This is a genomic window from Pseudomonas aeruginosa, from assembly GCF_001457615.1.
Taxonomy (GTDB): Bacteria; Pseudomonadota; Gammaproteobacteria; order Pseudomonadales; family Pseudomonadaceae; genus Pseudomonas; species Pseudomonas aeruginosa.
Map to the genome: position 1 here is coordinate 2190472 of NZ_LN831024.1, position 18763 is coordinate 2209234.

The 18763-nt window shown below is 68.3% G+C and carries 15 protein-coding genes; 7 read left to right on the top strand and 8 right to left on the bottom strand.

The features are described 5' to 3' along the window. Positions 1-26: 26 nt before the first annotated feature. Entirely contained in the window at positions 27-3773 is a 3747-nt protein-coding gene (gene cobN, locus AT700_RS10150) for a cobaltochelatase subunit CobN (RefSeq protein WP_003143679.1), read from the top strand. Positions 3774-3801: 28 nt separating this feature from the next. Here the strand turns inward: cobN and AT700_RS10155 are convergent, their stop codons facing one another. Next, the gene (locus tag AT700_RS10155; protein WP_003143681.1) at positions 3802-4896 is read right to left on the bottom strand and encodes a 3-deoxy-7-phosphoheptulonate synthase; all 1095 of its coding nucleotides are present in this window, start codon (positions 4894-4896) and stop codon (positions 3802-3804) included. 570 nt (positions 4897-5466) lie between these two features. Between AT700_RS10155 and AT700_RS10160 the strand changes: the two genes are divergently transcribed. From AT700_RS10160 to AT700_RS10170, 3 genes are all read left to right on the top strand, one after another. Next, a complete protein-coding gene (locus AT700_RS10160) occupies positions 5467-6483 on the top strand; it encodes an ATP-binding protein (RefSeq protein WP_003101467.1) in 1017 nt (338 codons plus the stop codon). 20 nt (positions 6484-6503) lie between these two features. Next, a complete protein-coding gene (locus AT700_RS10165; protein WP_003119819.1) occupies positions 6504-7148 on the top strand; it encodes a vWA domain-containing protein in 645 nt (214 codons plus the stop codon). A 121-nt stretch (positions 7149-7269) separates the two neighbouring features. Then, positions 7270-8409 (top strand): thiolase family protein, encoded by a 1140-nt coding sequence (locus AT700_RS10170; RefSeq protein WP_003101465.1) that lies wholly within the window; start codon positions 7270-7272, stop codon positions 8407-8409. 86 nt (positions 8410-8495) lie between these two features. On the opposite strand, the gene paaP is transcribed toward AT700_RS10170, so the two are convergent. Next, positions 8496-10106 (bottom strand): aminopeptidase PaaP, encoded by a 1611-nt coding sequence (paaP, locus tag AT700_RS10175; RefSeq protein WP_003119821.1) that lies wholly within the window; start codon positions 10104-10106, stop codon positions 8496-8498. Positions 10107-10534: 428 nt separating this feature from the next. Between paaP and AT700_RS10180 the strand changes: the two genes are divergently transcribed. Next, positions 10535-12064 (top strand): nucleobase:cation symporter-2 family protein, encoded by a 1530-nt coding sequence (locus tag AT700_RS10180; RefSeq protein ID WP_003162544.1) that lies wholly within the window; start codon positions 10535-10537, stop codon positions 12062-12064. Positions 12065-12119: 55 nt separating this feature from the next. Here the strand turns inward: AT700_RS10180 and AT700_RS10185 are convergent, their stop codons facing one another. Then, complete coding sequence (locus AT700_RS10185) at positions 12120-12368, bottom strand: hypothetical protein (protein WP_003091048.1); 249 nt, start codon at positions 12366-12368, stop codon at positions 12120-12122. Between the two features lie 155 nt (positions 12369-12523). Further along, positions 12524-13105, bottom strand: coding sequence for a cytochrome b (locus AT700_RS10190; RefSeq protein WP_003118076.1), 582 nt, complete (start codon positions 13103-13105; stop codon positions 12524-12526). A gap of 457 nt (positions 13106-13562) precedes the next feature. On the opposite strand from AT700_RS10190, the gene AT700_RS30415 reads away from it, so the two are divergent. Next, positions 13563-13694 (top strand): hypothetical protein, encoded by a 132-nt coding sequence (locus tag AT700_RS30415; protein ID WP_003091046.1) that lies wholly within the window; start codon positions 13563-13565, stop codon positions 13692-13694. A 19-nt stretch (positions 13695-13713) separates the two neighbouring features. Here the strand turns inward: AT700_RS30415 and cif are convergent, their stop codons facing one another. From cif to AT700_RS10210, 3 genes are all read right to left on the bottom strand, one after another. After that, positions 13714-14673, bottom strand: a complete 960-nt coding sequence (gene cif, locus AT700_RS10200) for a CFTR inhibitory factor Cif (RefSeq protein ID WP_003110290.1) — start codon at positions 14671-14673, stop codon at positions 13714-13716. 21 nt (positions 14674-14694) lie between these two features. After that, the gene (locus tag AT700_RS10205; protein ID WP_034002324.1) at positions 14695-15873 is read right to left on the bottom strand and encodes an MFS transporter; all 1179 of its coding nucleotides are present in this window, start codon (positions 15871-15873) and stop codon (positions 14695-14697) included. A 65-nt stretch (positions 15874-15938) separates the two neighbouring features. Then, positions 15939-17048 carry an alkene reductase gene (locus AT700_RS10210; RefSeq protein WP_003101455.1) on the bottom strand — a complete coding sequence of 370 codons (1110 nt, stop codon included), beginning with the start codon at positions 17046-17048 and terminating at the stop codon, positions 15939-15941. A 125-nt stretch (positions 17049-17173) separates the two neighbouring features. Between AT700_RS10210 and AT700_RS10215 the strand changes: the two genes are divergently transcribed. Further along, positions 17174-17764 carry a TetR/AcrR family transcriptional regulator gene (locus tag AT700_RS10215; RefSeq protein WP_003119828.1) on the top strand — a complete coding sequence of 197 codons (591 nt, stop codon included), beginning with the start codon at positions 17174-17176 and terminating at the stop codon, positions 17762-17764. A 10-nt stretch (positions 17765-17774) separates the two neighbouring features. Here the strand turns inward: AT700_RS10215 and AT700_RS10220 are convergent, their stop codons facing one another. Next, positions 17775-18701 carry a LysR family transcriptional regulator gene (locus AT700_RS10220; protein ID WP_003091041.1) on the bottom strand — a complete coding sequence of 309 codons (927 nt, stop codon included), beginning with the start codon at positions 18699-18701 and terminating at the stop codon, positions 17775-17777. Positions 18702-18763: the final 62 nt, after the last annotated feature.

The window sequence follows — 18763 nt, forward strand, 5'->3', positions numbered from 1 at the left end:
TCTTGCGTCCTACCGGTAGAACGTCCATGCACCTGTTGCGCACCCAACCCGGCGGCTTCGTTCCCGACGACGGCATCGCCCACCTGGCCCAGACTCCCGCCGAGCTGGTGATCCTCTGCAGCGGCGATTCGCACCTCGCATTGCTGGCCGAGGCCGCCCGTGCGCTGCCGGACGACTACCCGAGCCTGCGCCTGGCCAACCCCATGCAGTTGCAGAACCACGCCTCGGTGGACCTCTACGTCGAGGAAGTGCTGCGGCACGCGCGGGTGATCCTGCTTTCGCTGCACGGCGGCATCGGCTACTGGCGCTACGGCGTGGAGCAACTGGTGGCGCTGGCCGAGCGCGGCGCGCTGCTGATCCCGGTGCCCGGCGACGACCGCCCCGACCCGGAGCTGAGCGCCCTCGGCAACCTGCCGGCGGAGCAGGCCGAGCGCTTCTGGCAATACTTGCGCCAGGGCGGCCTGGAGAACGCCGGGCAGTTCTACCGCTGCCTGGCCAGCCAGTGCCTCGGCCGCGACTACGCCTGGCGCGAACCGCAGGCGCTGCCGCGGGTGGCGCTGTTCCATCCACGGCATGCCGAGGCGACCCTGGAACACTGGCGTGCCGACTGGCAGGCCGGGCGTCCGGTGGTCGCGTTGCTGTTCTATCGCACCCACCTGCAGGCAGCCAACACCGCCTTCATCGCACGCTTCTGCGAACGCCTCGCGGCGCAGGGGCTCAACCCGTTGCCGATCGCGCTGGCCAGCCTCAAGGAAAGCGCCTGCCTGGCGCAGGTGGAAGACTGGCTGGAGCGCAGCGACGCCGCGCTGATCGTCAATACCACCGGTTTCGCCCAGTCCAATCCGGAGGCGCCCGAGTTGCGTCCGTTCCGTCGCGACGTGCCGGTATTGCAGGCGATCTGCTCGCTGGACAACCGCCCGCTCTGGCTGGACAACCCGCAAGGCCTGGGGCCGCGCGACCTGGCCATGCACGTGGCGCTGCCGGAGCTGGACGGGCGCATCGTCACCCGGCCGATCAGTTTCAAGGGCCTGGCCTGGCGCAGCGAACGCAGCGAGAGCGACGTGGTCTGCTATCTCGCCGACGACGAGCGCATGGATTTCGTCGCCGAACTGGCGCGGCGCTGGGCCGAGCTGGCGCGCAAGCCAAACGCGGAAAAACGGGTGGCGCTGGTGCTGGCCAACTACCCGACCCGCGATGGCCGGATCGGCAACGGCGTCGGCCTGGACACCCCGGCGGCGGCGCTGAACATCCTTCGTGCCCTGCGCCAGCAGGGCTATCCGGTCGACGGACTGCCCGCCAGCGGAACCGAGCTGATCCGCCAGTTGCTCGGCGGCGTCAGCAACGACCTGGAGCATCTCGACCTACGGCCCTGCGCCCAGAGCCTGGCGCTGGACGACTACCTGGCCTGCTTCGCACGCCTGCCGGAGCGCAATCGCCAGGCGGTGCTGGCGCGCTGGGGCGAGCCGCAACAGGACCCGATGTTCCGCGACGGACGAATGATGGTCGCCGGCCTGCGCTATGGCCTGACCTTCGTCGGCATCCAGCCGGCGCGCGGCTATCAGCTCGATCCGGCGGCGGTCTACCACGATCCCGACCTGGTGCCGCCGCACGGCTACCTGGCGTTCTACTTCTGGCTGCGCCACGCCTACCGCGCCGATGCCCTGCTGCACGTCGGCAAGCACGGTAACCTGGAATGGCTGCCGGGCAAGGGAGTCGGCCTGTCCGCCGAATGCTGGCCGGACGCGTTGCTCGGTCCGCTGCCGAACATCTATCCGTTCATCGTCAACGATCCGGGGGAGGGCGCCCAGGCCAAGCGCCGCACCCAGGCGGTGATCATCGACCACCTGATGCCGCCGCTGACCCGCGCCGAGAGCTACGGCCCGCTGCGCGACCTGGAGCGCCTGGCCGACGAGTTCTACGATGCCTCGCTGCTCGACCCACGCCGCGCCGAACAGTTGCGCGGCGAGATTCTCGTCCTCCTGCGCGACAACCGTCTCGACCGCGAGATCGGCTTGCAGCTCAGCGACGATCCGGACAGCTGGCTGCCGCAGCTGGACGCCTATCTCTGCGACCTGAAGGAGTCGCAGATCCGCGACGGCCTGCATGTGTTCGGCGAGTCGCCGAGCGGGCGATTGCGCCTGGATACCCTGCTGGCGCTGCTGCGGGTTCCGCGCGGCGATGGCAAGGGCGCCAACGCCGGGTTGCTGAAGAGCCTGGCGGACGACCTTGGCCTGGGCTTCGATCCGCTGGCCTGCGACATGGGCGAGGCCTGGCAGGGCGCGCGGCCGGCCTGCCTGGAAGAGCGGGGCGGGGAGCCCTGGCGTACTCTCGGGGATACCCGCGAACGCCTGGAATTGCTGGCGTTGCACTGGATAGAACGCTGCCTGGGCGGCGAATCGCCGCCTGCTGCCTGGCGTGCCAGCGGCGAGGTGTTGCGCGGCTTGTGCGAACAGGTGGCACCGACCCTGGACGCCTGTGGCGGGGCCGAGATCGACGGGCTGCTGGCAGCCCTCGAAGGGCGCTTCGTACCGGCCGGTCCGAGCGGCGCGCCGAGTCGCGGGCGACTCGACGTGCTGCCCACCGGACGCAACTTCTTCTCGGTGGACGTGCGCAACCTGCCGACCCCGACCGCCTGGCGCATCGGCTTCCAGTCGGCCAACCTGCTGCTCGAGCGTCACCTGCAGGAACATGGCGATCACCTGCGCCAGCTCGGTCTCTCGGTGTGGGGCACGGCGACCATGCGCACCGGCGGCGACGACATCGCCCAGGCCCTGGCCCTGCTCGGCGTGCGACCGGTCTGGCAGGCCGGCAGCCAGCGCGTCGCCGATTTCGAGATCCTCCCGGTCTCCCTGCTGGACCGCCCGCGGGTCGACGTGACGCTGCGGGTCTCCGGGTTCTTCCGCGACGCCTTCGCCAACCTGATCCGCCTGTTCGATGCGGCGGTGCAGGCGGTCGCCGAGCTGGACGAGGCGGAGGAGCTGAACCCGCTGGCCGCTCGCGTACGCCTGGAGCGCCAGCGCCTCGAGGCGCAGGGCACGGCGCCGGCGGAGGCGCGCCGGCAGGCCGGCTGGCGGATCTTCGGCGCCAAGCCGGGTGCCTACGGCGCCGGCGTGCAGGGCGCAATCGAAGAGCGGCTGTGGGAGACCCGCGCCGACCTTGCCGAGGTCTACCTGAACTGGGGCGGCTACGCCTACGGTGCCGCCGACGACGGCACGCCGGCGCGGGAACGCTTCGCCCAGCGCCTGGAACGCCTGCAGGCGGTGCTGCACAACCAGGACAACCGCGAGCACGACCTGCTCGATTCCAACGACTACTACCAGTTCCAGGGCGGCATGCTGGCGGCGGTGGAAACCCTGCGCGGCGCGCCGGTGGCCAGTTACCACGGCGACCACAGCCAGCCGGACAACCCGCGCATCCGCACGCTCAAGGAAGAACTCAACCGGGTGGTGCGGGCGCGGGCGGTGAATCCGAAGTGGATCGCCGGGATGAAGCGCCACGGCTACAAGGGCGCCTTCGAACTGGCGGCGACGGTGGACTACCTGTGCGCCTTCGATGCCACCAGCGAGCTGATCGACGACCACCAGTACGCGCTGCTGGCCGACGCCTACCTGCTCGACGCGGAGACCCGCGAGTTCGTCCGCCAGCACAATCCGCAAGCCTTGCGCGACATGGCCGAGCGCCTGGTGGAGGCGCAGCGGCGCGGGCTCTGGCAGGAGCCGGGGGCCTATCGCGAGGCCCTGGAGAACCTGCTGCTGGACGTCGAAGAGGAATAGCGGAGCGGCATGGCCGCTCCCACCGCTTTCAGCGCCGCTCGGCGAGCCGCCGGGCGGCGTCGCGGAGAATCCGCTCGGTGCCTTCCCAGCCGAGGCAGCCGTCGGTGATCGAGACGCCGTAGCGCAGTTCGCCGCCAAGCGCCTGGCAACCGTCGAACAGGTGGCTTTCCAGCATTACCCCGACCAGGTCGCTGGCGCCGGCCAGGCGCTGGTCCAGCACGCTGGCGAGGACGCCGGGCTGGTTCAGCGGGTTCTTGCCGCTGTTGGCGTGACTGCAATCGACCATCATCCGCGTGGCGATGCCCTGGCTTTCCAGGGCCTGGCGCACGGCCTGCACCTGCTCGGGGCCGTAGTTCGAACCGTGGCGGCCGCCGCGCAGCACCACATGGGTGTCCGGATTGCCGCGGGTCTCGATCAGCGCCGGGTGACCGTGCGGGTCGAGGCCGAAATGGCGGTGGCCGTGGGCCGCCGAACGGATCGCGTCGCAGGCGATGCCGACGCCGCCGTCGGTGCCGTTCTTGAAGCCCACCGGCAGGCCGAGGCCGCTGACCAGCTCGCGGTGGATCTGCGATTCGCTGGTGCGCGCGCCGATCGCCGCCCAGCTCAGCAGGTCGTCGAAGTAGCCGGCGGCCAGCGGTTGCAGGAGTTCGGTGGCCAGCGGCAGGCCGAGGCGCAGCATGTCCAGCATCAGTTGCCGGGACAGCGCCAGGCCGGCGGCCATGTCGTCGCTGCCATCCAGGTGCGGATCGTAGGCGAGGCCCTTCCAGCCCACCGTGGTGCGTGGCTTTTCCACGTAGGCGCGCATCACCAGGAACAACTGGCCGTCGAGTTCGTCGCTCAGCGCGGCGAGGCGTTCGGCGTATTCGAGGGCGGAGCGGGGATCGTGGATCGAACAGGGTCCGACTACCACCAGCAGGCGCGGGTCGTCGCCGTCGAGGATGGCGCGGATGGCGTCGCGGCTGGCGGCGACCTGGCTGGCCAGCTCCAGCGGCAACGGCTGGCGGGCCTTGAGTTCGAGCGGGCTGGGCAGGCGTTCCAGGGCGGTACGGGCAGTGGCGCTGGGCAGGGCGACGGCCTGGACGTTCGGCGAAAGGGTGGTCAGTGCGGATACGGATGAGTTCATGGTCTGGCTTCCTGGGCTGGCGGCGGGCGTCCCGCGCGCGTCGTGCCCTATCGAGGTGTTCGGCAATGTCGTGGGTTGGCGAGCGGCTGGCGGCCGTCGCTAAATCGCCAGGTGTTGAGCGGGTAGCCAGTGCGGTAGCGGTATGCGGTCATGATCGATGTCCTGTGCGTTGGTCTGTGGTTGTGGCCTTGTGGGCCGGAAAAACGGGCCGGAAAAACAAAACCCCCGGTCGGGGAGCCGACCGGGGGTTTGCGTGTGCAGGGTAGGCGTCCCGTATACCGTGGGCGCCGTTGGGGTATCAGGCGCCGGAGTGGCTAAACCAATACCCGAAGAAATACGCGGCACGGGGTGCCTGCGGCGCACGCGCGCGCAACGACAAGCCAGGGCGCGAGGCACTGGAATGCAGGTGCGGATGGCGGGTGTGCGGCATGGGTTTCTCCCGTGAACGAGTCCCGAGCTTACTGCAAGCGAGGCGGCCGGTTCAACGACTGTTTCACGGTTCGATACCGGCGCCGCCGGCCTGATAGACTTGGCGGTCCGTATTTCCGTCCGTCCGCCGCAGGAATCCCCATGAGCGCTACCGTGCATTACCCCCTGTCCGCCGTGGTCGCCGCCGACGAACTGAAGCTGGCGCTGTGCCTGGCCGCGGTCGATCCGGCGATCGGCGGGGTACTGATCGAGGGGCCGCGCGGAATGGCCAAGTCGACCCTGGCGCGGGGCGTCGCCGAACTGCTGCCGGCGGGCGAGTTCGTTACCCTGCCGCTGGGCGCCAGCGAGGAGCGCATCGTCGGCAGCCTCGACCTGGACGCCGCCCTCGGCGAAGGTCGCGCGCGGTTTTCCCCGGGCGTGCTGGCCAAGGCCGACGGCGGCGTGCTCTACGTCGACGAAGTTAACCTGCTGCCGGACCACCTGGTGGATTTGTTGCTCGACGTCGCCGCCAGCGGCGTCAACCTGGTCGAGCGCGATGGCATTTCCCACCGGCATCCGGCGCGTTTCGTGCTGATCGGCACGATGAACCCGGAAGAGGGCGAACTGCGCCCGCAACTGCTCGACCGTTTCGGCCTCAACGTGCGCCTCGATACCCAGCCGCCGCCGGCCGAGCGGGCAGAGATCATCCGTCGCCGGCTGGCCTTCGATGCCGACCCGCAGGCCTTCGTCGAACGCTGGGAAGGCCAGCAGGACACCCTGCGCCGCCGTTGCGCCGAGGCACGCCGGCAACTGGCGCGGATTCCCCTGGACGATGCGGCGCTGGACAGCATCGCCCGACGCTGCTTCGAGGCGGCTGTCGATGGCCTGCGCGCCGACCTGGTCTGGCTGCGCGCGGCGCGCGCCCATGCAGCCTGGCGCGGCGGCGAGCGGATCGAGGCGGAGGACATCGATGCGGTGGAACATTTCGCCCTGCTGCATCGCCGTCGCCAGTCGAACCCGCCACCATCGGCGGCCAATCCACCGCCACCGCCCGCGGCGGCCCCTGTCGCGCTCCCGGAGCGCACTGGCGACGGCGAAGGGCAGTGGGGCGAATTGCCGGCTCGGCCGGTGGCCATGGGGACCGCCCGCGAGCTGCCGCGCTGGCCAAAAAAGCCCTGAGCATCCGCCCGCGCTCGGTCATGGGTGCGGATGCCAGGAGCAGACCCGGAGCCCTGCGCGGCGGACTTGGCGGCGCCCTGAGCCAGGGTGCGGAGGGCGCCATCCAATGGTTGCCGACCCTGCTGCGCGGACGTCCCCGACAGCGCCGTGACCTGCTTCGCCAGCCGCGCAGCCGGCGCCCGGGCGAACTCTGGCTGGTGATCGTCGATGCCTCCGCCAGCACCCGCCGGTACGGCGCCCTGGCCCAGGCCAAGGGAGTGTTGGCGACGCTGTTCGAGGAGGCTTATCGACAGCGCATCCGCCTGGCCGTGCTGCATGCCACCGGGCAGCAGGCGCAATGGCTCTGGCAGGGGCAGAAGGCCTCGCGGGAGTTGCAGGACTGGCTGCGCCAGCTGGGCGCCGGCGGCGGTACGCCGCTGCTCGACGCCCTGCACCAGGCCGCTGGCTGGCTGGCGCGCCGACAGCGGCAGAAACCCGCCGAGCATCAGCGTCTGCTGGTGCTTACCGACGGCCGTCTGCGCGACTGGCCGGCGCTGCCGGAGGCTGCCTGCCCGAGCCTGCTGGTCGACCTCGAAAGCGGCCCGTTGCGCCTGGGCAAGGCCGAGCGCCTGGCCCGGGAACTGGGGGCCGAGTATCGGCATATCAGCGAATTGAACGAAGTCTGAGGGCGTTTCGGCGAGTCCTGCGGCTTTTTCGGTCAAATTGTATTTCGACTGTAATTCAATAAATATTATGCGCGTAATATCTTCCTGCGATCCAGCCAATCCATCTCACGGAGATATCCTCATGTCGCCGATTTCAGTCGTTATCGCCGGTTACGCCCGTTCGCCGTTCCACTTCGCCAGGAAAGGCGCGCTGGTCGATATCCGCCCGGATGACCTGGCCGCCGCGGTGCTCAAGGGGCTGGTGGAGAAACTCGATCTCGACCCTGCGCTGCTGGAGGACGTGGTCATGGGCTGCGCCTATCCGGAGGCGGAACAGGGCATGAACATCGCGCGCATCGCCAGTTTCCGTGCCGGCTTCCCGCAGAGCCTCGGCGGTGCGACCCTCAACCGTTTCTGCGGTTCGTCCATGAGCGCCGTCCACTACGCCGCCGGGCAAGTCCTGCTGGGCGCCGGAGAAGCCTTCATCGCCGCCGGGGTAGAGTCGATGACGCGGGTGCCGATGGGCGGCTTCAACCTGTCGCCCAATCCCGCGTTGCTGCAGGACTATCCGGCGGTATACATGAGCATGGGGCAGACCGCCGAGAATGTCGCCGAGCGCTACGCCGTCAGCCGCGTCGAGCAGGAAGAGATGGCCGTACGCTCCCACGCCAAGGCAGTCGCCGCGCGCGAGGCCGGCTTGCTGCGCGAGGAGATCGTCGCCATCGACACCCCCGCCGGCCGGGTCGCCGAGGATGGCTGCATCCGCCCGGGTACCAACCTGGAGAGCCTGGCCCAGTTGAAGCCGGCGTTCGGCGGCAGCGTCACCGCCGCCACCTCGTCGCCGCTCACCGATGGCAGCGCCGCGCTGCTGGTCTGTAGCGAGGACTTCGCGCGCCGCCACGGGCTGGCGATCCTGGCGCGGATCAAGGCGGTGGCGGTGGCCGGTTGTGCGCCGGAGATCATGGGCATGGGGCCGGTGCAGGCGACGCGCAAGGTTCTGCAACGGGCCGGGCTGGGCATCGCCGACATCGACCTGGTGGAGATCAACGAGGCCTTCGCCAGCCAATCCATCGCCTGCATCCGCGAACTGGGGCTGGACATGGACAGGATCAACCTGGATGGCGGCGCCCTGGCCATCGGTCATCCGCTGGGCGCCACCGGCGCGCGGATCACCGGCAAGGCCGCTGCGTTGCTGCGGCGCACCGGCGGGCGCTATGCCATCGCCACCCAGTGCATCGCCGGCGGCCAGGGCGTGGCGACCCTGCTGGAAGCGGTGGAGTGATCGCGCGCCGATGAAAAAAGGCCCGGTGGATGAGCCGGGCCTGGATGGGGAACCTGCGCCGGCGGCCCGGCGCAGGGTAGTCGCGGTTACTTGATGAAGTCGTGACCCCAGCGTTCGATCTGGCTGGCGCTCTTCTGCATCTGCAGCGACCGCGATTGTACTTTCTGGCCGGCGGCGGCGATCTCGTCGTCGACCACCTTGGTCGACAGCGACAGCCAACTGGTCACGAAGGCCATGGCGTCGCTGTGGATCTCCAGGGCGTCCTGGTTGATGTTGGCGATGCCGTCGCACTTGCTGTGGTAGCACTCGTCGTAGGCCTTGCCGGCGGTGCCGCCGTACTTCTGCGCCTGCTCTTCGGTCTTCAGGCCCTCGGCGCCGGTGAACAGGCCGCCGAAGGCGATGCCGCTGTTGAAGAACTCGGCGTAGTCGGAGCGGAAGTCGATCTCGGTGCCTTCCGATTGCTGGCCGCGCAGGCGGAAGTAGGCTTCGAACAGGCGCTCGATGGCGGCCGAGCCGGGCGGACCCTGGAGGCCGAAGTCGGAACCGTCGCCGTCATAGATGAAGTTGCCGAAGTTCGGCGAGCCGATCATGTCGAAGTTCAGGTAGGCCTTGATCTTCTTTTTCTCTTCCGGGGCGAGGTTCTGTACGTAGTGGGTCGAGCCCACCAGGCCGGCTTCCTCGGCGCCCCACCAGGCGAAGCGCACCTTGTTGACCGGCAGCGCCTTGGCCAGCAGCACGGCCATCTCCAGTTGGGCGGCGCTGCCCGAACCGTTGTCGTTGATACCGGGGCCTTCGAACACCGAGTCGAGGTGCGCGCCGACCATCACCACGTTGTTCGGGTTGCCGCGACGGGTCTCGGCGACCACGTTGTAGGTCTCGGTCTTCTTGCGTACCACGTCGACCACCAGGTGCAACTGCAGGTCCGGGGTCTGCGACCAGGCCACGCCGTTGTCGTAGGTGGCGAAGATCACCGGGATGCCGCCCTCGTAGGACTCGCCCACGGTGACGTTCTCCAGGCCCTTGCGGTCGTCGGTGTTGCCCTGGTTGAAGATGATCACCCCGGCGGCGCCGGCGGCCGCGGCGTTCTCGGCCTTCTGCTCGAAGTTGCAGGTGCCGCGCTGGATCAGCGCGATCGAGCCGGCCGGGAAGTTGGCGAAGTCTTCCGCCTCGCAACCGCTGGTGGAGGTGTTGCCGGCGCCGAGGGACAGGTCCACCGGGACCACCTTGGCGGTGACGTCGCCTGCCTCGGTCTGCGACAGGTAGGTGAAATCCTTCTCCCATTCGTAGGTGACCGGCTGCGGCACGGTGGCGCTCAGGCTACCCGGGCCTTTCGGGTAGTAGGCGGTGAACGGGAAGGGCTGCACGCTGACCTTGTAGCCGGCTTTCTGCAGGGTCTGCTTCACGTAGTCGACGGAGGCCTGGTAGCCCGGCGTGGCGGCGGCGCGGTTGCCGTCGTTGAGACTGGCGATGTCCTCCAGCTTCTGCAGGCGCTTGACCACGTTGCTGGCTTGCAGGCAGCGCGGCAGGCCAAGCGGGGTGCTGACCAGCAACGGCGATTTGCAGATCGACGGGTTGGGTTTGCCGGGCGTCCAGAACTCGGTGAACTGTTGCGCTTCCGAAGGTGCCGCCAGGGATGCGGCGGAAACCGAGAGGGCGAGGGCGCCGAGTGCGTATCTGAGATTGTTCTTGTTGCTCATGAGACTCCGTTCCTTGTGAGGCGATGATCGATAAGCCGTTGATGGCATGGCGCTATTGCCCGAAATGCCGCCTCGGGCACGGCCTGACTGCCAGACTAGGAGCGCTTTCCGGGCTGTCCTGGCGTAATTCCTGAAATGTGAATTTCATCAACTTTTTGTGGAAGAATTGCTGATAGCTCGCTGGCGGGATGGAGGGCGGCTTTCTATCGTTAATGCCCTTCGGCGCGGGCCCATGGCCGTTGGTCGGGGCTGGGAGGATGGTGCAGCAGGAAGGAAACCGTCTGGCGCGCGGATAAGCGCGCGAGCGGAAGTGGCTGGCACCAGCGCTGTCACAGATTTGTCGGAAATTTTGTATACATTTGTCTGGATATTTTCGGATCGAATTGTCTACAGTGTGCGCACAACAATAAAAGCGAGAACAGCGCACCATGAAAACGACGTCCTCCGGAACCCCACCCGTTCCACGGCCTGAAGACGAGAACCTCGGTGTCGGCGCCAACATGGCCTACGGCCTGCAACATGTGCTGACCATGTATGGCGGTATCGTCGCGGTCCCCCTGATCCTCGGCCAGGCCGCCGGCCTCGCGCCCGGCGACATCGGCCTGCTGATTGCCGCTTCGCTGTTCGCCGGCGGCCTGGCGACCCTGTTGCAAACCCTCGGCGTGCCGTTCTTCGGCTGTCAGTTGCCGTTGGTCCAGGGGGTGTCCTTCGCTGGCGTGGCGACCATGGTGGCGATCATCGGCAGCGGTGGCAGCGGCGGCATTCCCGCAGTGCTCGGCGCGGTGATGGCGGCCTCTCTGATCGGGTTGCTGATCACGCCGATCTTCTCGCGCATCACCAAATTCTTCCCGCCGCTGGTGACCGGCATCGTCATCACCACCATCGGCCTGACCCTGATGCCGGTCGCCGCGCGCTGGGCGATGGGCGGCAACAGCCACGCGCCGGACTTCGGCAGCATGGCCAACATCGGCCTGGCGGCGATCACCCTGGTCATCGTGCTGCTGCTGAGCAAGCTCGGCAGCGCCTCGATCTCGCGCCTGTCGATCCTCCTGGCGATGGTCATCGGCACCGTCATCGCGGTGTTCCTCGGCATGGCCGACTTCTCCAAGGTCACCGAAGGCCCGCTGGTGGCGTTTCCCACGCCGTTCCACTTCGGCATGCCGACCTTCCAGGTCGCCGCGATCATCTCGATGTGCATCGTGATCATGGTGACCCTGGTGGAAACCTCGGCGGACATCCTCGCGGTAGGCGAGATCATCGACACCAAGGTCGACTCGCGGCGCCTGGGCAACGGCCTGCGCGCGGACATGTTCTCCAGCATGCTGGCGCCGATCTTCGGCTCCTTCACCCAGAGCGCCTTCGCCCAGAACGTCGGCCTGGTGGCGGTGACCGGGATCAAGAGCCGCTACGTGGTCGCCACCGGTGGGTTGTTCCTGGTGATCCTCGGCCTGCTGCCGGTGATGGGCCGGGTGATCGCCGCGGTGCCCACCGCCGTGCTCGGCGGCGCCGGCATCGTGTTGTTCGGCACGGTCGCCGCCAGCGGCATCCGCACCCTGTCGAAGGTGGACTACCGCAACAACATGAACCTGATCATCGTCGCCACTTCGATCGGCTTCGGTATGATCCCGATCGCCGCGCCGACCTTCTACGATCACTTCCCCAGTTGGTTCGCCACCATCTTCCATTCCGGCATCAGTTCCTCGGCGATCATGGCGATCCTGCTCAACCTGGCGTTCAACCACTTCACCGCCGGCAACTCCGACCAGCAGTCGGTGTTCGTCGCCGCCAGCGAGCGGACCCTGCGCTACCAGGACATCGCCGCCCTGCACGAAGGCGACTATTTCCTCGACGGCAAGCTGTACGACGCCCAGGGCAACGAAGTGCCGCTGGCCGGCGACGACAGCCATGGCGCGCCGCCGCGACGGCGCAGCGAAACCGCTGAAGCCGGCAGCGCCTGAGCCGCGCCGCGATGAACGACGGCCCTCCTTGCGAGGGCCGTTTTCGTTGTGCGCTTCAGAACAGCGCCTTGCCGCGGTCCAGGCGCTGGTCCACCAGCCATTTGCCGTGGGCGATGGAGGCGCGCTGGGCGTTTTCCAGGTCGGCGAGGAAGGCGAAGCGCACGGGCAGGGCGATGCGCTTGCTGGTGTGGCCTTCGGGATCGGTGATGTGGCAGCCGCCGGCCCAGGGCGTGGGAATGCCCGGATGCTCGACGACGTCGGCGGTGATGGTGTAGCTGCGGTGCTGGCAGTGCAGGCTGGCCATGGCATGCTCCTCTCTGTCGGAGGCCGACCCGGCTACCTGCGCGACGCCTGTGGTTGCCACGGAGGAGCCTCGGGGCGGCGAGGTTTTCCCTGCGTGTCCCTACCTCTATAGCAGATCGTCGCCGAGCCGCCGCGAGAGCCGACGAAGGGCCCCGCTCAGCGGCGCTGGCGACGGCCGAGCATGCGCTCCAGGGTGCCGTCGCGGCGGACCCACTGGTGGTAGCCGGCGGCGAGCGCATGGAGCAGCACCACCGAGGTGCTCAGCCACAGGCCGACCACGCGGTGAACGGCGTCGAAGGGCTTCTCGAACGCCTCCCAGCTCAGGTTCCAGGTTTGCGAAATCCAGGCGAACAGCGCGGTGTCCTTGAAGCTGGGTACCACGAACAGGCCGAAGTCGGTGGGCAGGCGGGTGCCGACGTAGCCGGTGAGCGGCATCACCAGCATCAAGGCATACAGCGACAGGTGCGCGTAGTGCGCCAGGCGGTGCTCCAGCGGCGTGCCGGGGACCGCTGGCAGGCGCGGCCCGCGCAGCCGCGAGACGATCCGAGGGACCAGCAGCAGGCCGACCAGCAGGCCCAGCACCCAGTGCAGGTTGAGTACCGGCAGGCGCTGCGGGTGGTCGTGGCCGAGCACCCAGATGACGAAATAGGCCAGCACGATCGCGCCGATGAAACAGAACGCCATGCTCCAGTGCAGCAGGCGGGTGGACAGGCTGTAGACGGTCGCTGGATGCGTCACGGGAATGCCTCGCAGAGAGTGAAGGCGTGCAATCTATGAAACGTCCGGAGAGCGATCAAACGTATTTATGGATAATCGATAACGGAAAACTTAATCGAAACTTTCAAATGTGACGTTATTGCACCGAAACAGTGCTGCGAGTCGCTTTTTTCCGAAACGGAAGCTACTTGGCGGAATAATTCCGGGTCGGGATCATTGTAAGTTGGTTTTTCCTTCGCCCCGGCGCTCGCGCCACGCCGGCAGAGCCTGGGGCGGGGCGCGGCTGACCCCCAAGCATTATCGGGAAATATATTCCGTTGTCTTTCCGCTGACGTTTTGCCGACAGCAAGCTGACACAGATGTAATTGAACTCGATCGCTTCGTTTCTATAGTCTTCGAACACTTCGCCGTGCACTTTCAAGGACGGCAAGTGCATATCCTGCGTCTTTTCCGCCATGACGATTCTCGAGGTGAGAGCATGAGTAGTGAGCACGATGGCAAGGACCAGGACGACCTGTTCTCCCCGTTGCCTTACCTGCTGGTTTCCGGCGCTGTCGTGCTCATGACCCTGCTGCTGCGCTGCCTGTTCTGCCCGGGCGAGCAGTTCTGATCGCCCGGACCGGGACGACTCAGCGACCGCGGCTGAGGAAGTCGATCACCAGGCGATTCATCGGCGCGGCGCACTCTTCCGGCAGCCAGTGGCCGCAGCCGGGCAGGACATGGCCTTCGACGTCCTCCGCATAGGCTTTCATCTGCTCCAGCTGGAACGTGCCCATGCCGCCGTGGCCGCCGCCGGCGAGGGTCATGGTTGGCATCTGCAGGCGGGTCTTCGCCAGTTCGGCGTTCTGCCGCACGCTCTCGTTCAACGCGCGGTAGTACTCGAACGAGGCGTTCAGGCTGTGCGGCTTGGCGTACGACCTGGCGTACAGATCCAGCAGGCGCTCGCTGAACACCTCGGTGTTGCTGGCATGGGACTTGATGAAGTGCTCGAGGAAGAAGCGTTCCTTGCCGGCGATCAGGGTTTCCGCCAGGCGGTCGTCGGCGGCGAAGAAACTGAAGTGCCAGACCAGCGACTCGCCCTGGGCGGTGAAGGCCGGGAAGCGGTAGATCCGCGCGTCCGGGATCGGCGCTTCCATGTACACCAGGCGGGCGATGTCGGCCTGGTTCTTCACCACCATCGGGTAGGTGTTCCAGATACCGATGTCGTGGGCCACCAGGTCGAACGGGCGATCCGGGCTGAATTGCCGGGCCAGCTTGTGCAGGTAGACGGCGACCTGTTCGCCGCTATAGCCGGTCTTCGGCGGCTCGGACTGGCCGAGGCCGGGCAGGTCCGGCGCGATCACGGTGAAGCGCTTGGCCAGTTCCGGCATCAGTTGGTGCCATTCGTACCAGGTCTGGCCGAAACCGTGTACCAGCATCACCAGCGGCCCCTGGCCGCCTTTCACGTAGTGCAGCTTCACGCCGTCGACTTCCCGGTAGGCGCTTTCGAAGCCATTCGGGACGGGGAATTCCTCGGCGGCGAAGCCGCCCAGGGAGAAGGTCAGGGCGATGCCGGCCAGGAGGCCGCGGCAGAGTCTATCGAGGATCATGGTTGTGCTTCCTTGGTGGGCTCAGTGAGGGATTTGGCCGCCGAGGGACGGCTCGGTGGCAGCTTGGCGTGGCGCCAGCATCAGCAGCAGGGCCACGGCCATCGCCGCCAGGCAGACCAGCGCGCCGACCTCGCCGAGCGGCGCCAGGCCGCTGCCGTCGATCACCCGGCTGCCGGCGAGGGCGCCGATGCCGATCCCGGCGTTGCAGGCGGAGATGTTCAGCGAGGCGGCGAACGCTGGGGCCCGCGGCGCGGACTTCATCACCCGCACCTGGCCGACGATGAACAGTGCTGCCTGGGCCACGCCCCAGGTCGCCAGGGTGGCGGCGAGCAGCCAGGCGTTGCCGAGGGTCGGCACCAGGGCGAGCATGCCCAGCGCCATCAGCAGGACGAACAGCAGGGTTGCGCCCAGTGGGCTGCGATCCACCAGGCGCCCGCCGAGCCAGTTGCCGAGCAGGCCTACCGCGCCGAAGCCCATCAGCGTCCAGCCGACCAGCGAACCGCTGAAGCCGGCCAGGCGCTGGAGGATGTCGGCCAGGTAGGTGTAGGGGGTGAACATGCCGGTGAAGACCAGCAGCGACAGCAACAGGTGGCCGAGCACCAGCGGTTGGCGCAACACGCTCGCCTGGCTGCGCAGCGAGACGCCCGGCCGTCCGGGAATGCGCGGCAGCCAGGCGGCCAGCAGCAGCGCCTTGGCCAGGGCCAGCGCGGCGAGTGCGGCGAATGCCAGGCGCCAACCCCAGGCGTCGGCGATCAGCGTGCCGATGGGAATGCCAAGCACGGTGGCGGCGACGATGCCGAAGAACACCAGCGCCACGGCGCGCCCTTCGCGCGAGGGGCCGGCCAGGTGCGCGGCGGTTTCGCTGGCCATGGCCCAGAACACCGGGAGCGCCAGGGCCGGGACGAAGCGCGCCACGGCCATCGTCCAGATATCGCCGGCCACGGCGGCCAGCGCATTGGCCGCGGCGAACAGCAGCAGGCAGGCGACGAACAGCCGCTTGCGTTCGACGCCCGCCAGCGCGGCGGTGAGGAACGGACCGAAGGCGGCGACGCTGAAGGCGAACAGGCTGACCAGCAGGCCGGCCTGGGCGACGCTGACCTGGAGGTCTGCGGCAAGCGCCGGGAGCAGGCCGACGATGACGAACTCGGTGGTCAGGATGGTGAAGCCGGCGGCGGCCAGCAGGAGGATCGGCAATAGCACGGCAAGACTCCTCCGCGAGCGCAGCCGTGGCCGCGCCCGGGAACGATGCATGGGAGGGAAGGGAATCAGGCCGTAGCGGACTGGCCGAGGGTCGGGTAATCGGTGTAGCCGGCAGCGTCGCCACCGTAGAACCGCGCCTGGTTGGCCTCGGCCAGCGGCGCGCCGAGACGGATCCGCTCGACCAGGTCGGGGTTGGCGATGAACGGCCGGCCGATCGCCACCGCGTCGGCCAGTCCGGCCTGGAGTATCGCTTCGGCGCGCTCGGCGTCGTAGTTGCCGCAGACGATCAGCGGCGCGCGGAAGCGTTCGCGCAGGCGCTCGCGGAAGCCTTGCGGGTAGGCCGGGCCGCCGCTCCATTCCCACTCGGCCAGGTGCAGGTAGGCGATGCCGCGTCGCTGCAGGGCTTCGGCAAGGTAAAGGGTCATCGCTTCCGGCTCGTCGTCGTGCATGTCGTTGATCGTGCCCCAGGGCGACAGGCGCAGGCCGACGCGCTCGGCACCGACCGCGGCGACCAGCGCGTCGACGATCTCCAGCAGGAACCGCGCGCGGTTCTCCAGGCTACCGCCATAGGCATCGCTGCGTCGGTTGCTGGCGCTGGCGAGGAACTGGTCGATCAGGTAGCCATTGGCGCCATGCAGTTCGACCAGGTCGAAGCCGGCGTCGAGCGCGTTGCGTGCGGCGCGGACGAATTCGTCGCGGACCCGGCGGATGTCTTCCAGGGTCATTTCCCGCGGCGCGTCGGCGGGCGCCATGGACCCGCCGCCCTGGCCATCGGCGATGAACACCTGGGCCTTGGCCTGGATCGGCGAGGGCGCGATCGGCGCCTCGCCGCCGGCCTGCAGCGAGCGATGCGACATGCGCCCGACATGCCAGAGCTGCGCGGCGATCAGTCCGCCGGCGGCGTGCACCGCCTCGGTGACCTGGCGCCAGCCGGCCAGTTGCGCCTCGCTGTAGATACCGGGGGTGTAGGCGTAGCCCTGGCCGAGGCGGGAAATCTGCGTGCCCTCGCTGACGATCAGCCCGGCGCCGGCGCGCTGCGCATAGTAGAGAGCGTTCAGGGCGGTCGGCACGTCGCCCGGCTGTTGCGCCCGGGAGCGGGTCATCGGCGCCATGACGATGCGGTTGCGCAAGGCCAGGTTGCCTACGGCGAGCGGGGAGAGGAGCAGGTTGGACATGGTCTTTTCCTTTCGAAGGCGGCAGGGAGATGGCTTGAACATCTGTATCGGTCGCTAAATAATATGGCGATGGCAACGCTCGTCAAGTAAATTTATAGTGATCGATACAAATAATGGAGGTCAGGATGGCAACGCGAGGCAGGCCACGGGCATTCGACAGGGACACCGCCCTGCAGCGAGCCATGGACGTGTTCTGGGTGCGTGGCTACGAAGGCGCTTCGCTGGCGGCCCTGACCGAGGCGATGGAAATCAGGCCGCCCAGCCTGTACGCCGCCTTCGGTAGCAAGGAAGGGCTGTTCCGCGAAGCCCTGGCCCACTATCTCGGCCAGCACGGCCGCTATCGCCGGGATGTCCTCGATGGCGCGCCGAGCGCCCGCGAGGGCGTGGCCGAGCTGCTCCGCGAGACCGTCGCGCGCTTCTGTTCCGACGAGTTCCCGCGCGGTTGCCTGGTGGTGCTCGCGGCGCTGACCGGAACCCCGGAAAGCGAGGCGGTGCGGGACGCGTTGAGCGCCGAGCGCGGCGAGTCGATCCGCCTGTTCCGTGAGCGCATGCGGCGCGGCATCGCTGACGGCGACCTGGCGGCGGACACCGACGTGGAGGAGTTGGCGACCTTCTATGCCACCGTGCTGTTCGGCCTCAGCGTGCAGGCCAAGGACCGGGTGCCTTGCGAGCGCCTGCTGGCGGTGGTCGAACGGGCGCTGCGCGCCTGGCCCTGAGCGGGCCGCATCAGGCCGCCGCGCTGCGGCGCAGCCATTCCAGCAGCAGCGTGGCAGGCTCTCCGGCCTGCAACGGTCGCGGGGTCAGCAGGTGATAGCTGCTGCCGTCGGCGAGGAATCCCAGTGGCGCCGCCAGCAGGCCGGCGGCCAGATCGTCGCGCACCAGTTGCCAGGGACCGATGGCCACGCCGAGTCCGGCGCCGGCCGCCTGCAGGCTCAGGTAGAAGTGCTCGAAGCGCTGCCCTTCGGTCGTCGCCGGCGCCTGTCCGGCGAGACGGGTCCAGGTGTTCCAGGCTTGCGGGCGGGTCGCCGTGTGCAGGCGCGGTGCGACGGCGCGAAGCCCGGGCGGGCCTGCATCGAGGTGGAAATGCCGTTCGACGTCGCTCGCCCGGCAGACCGGGCCGACCTGCTCGTCGAACAGCCAGTGGGCATGGCTGCCGGGCGGCCAGGGGAAGTCGTTGCGGCGGATCGCCAGGTCGATGCCGCGGCCGAAGGCGAACGGCCCGCCGCCGGCGACCAGCTGGATCGACAGTCGTGGCTGTTCCTGCATGAATCCGGCGATCCGCGGGATCAGCCAGCGCATCAGCAAGGTCGGTTCGCAGGACAGCACCAGCGCGGTGGGGCCGGCCTCCGCGCGCAGGGCCTCGCCGGTGCGCTCGATCAGGTCGAGGGCCGGGCCGGTGCCGGCGAGCAGGCGCCTGCCGGCCTCGCTGAGGAAAACCCGCTGGCCGCGGCGTTCGAAGAGCGCACAACCGAGTTCCTCCTCCAGGGTCCGCACGGCGCGGCTGATGGCACCGTGGGTCAGGCACAGGGCCTCGGCGGCACGGGAAAAGTTCTCCAGGCGGGCGGCGGCCTCGAAGCAGCGCAGGGCGTTCAGCGAGGGCAGGCGACGGCGCCTGAATGGTGAGTTTTCCTCACCATGATTGTCAGTATTCATCGTTCTCGCTCGGCGCTGGAGACCGGTAGATTGTGCCATACATTCTACCTTGGAGCCTTCCA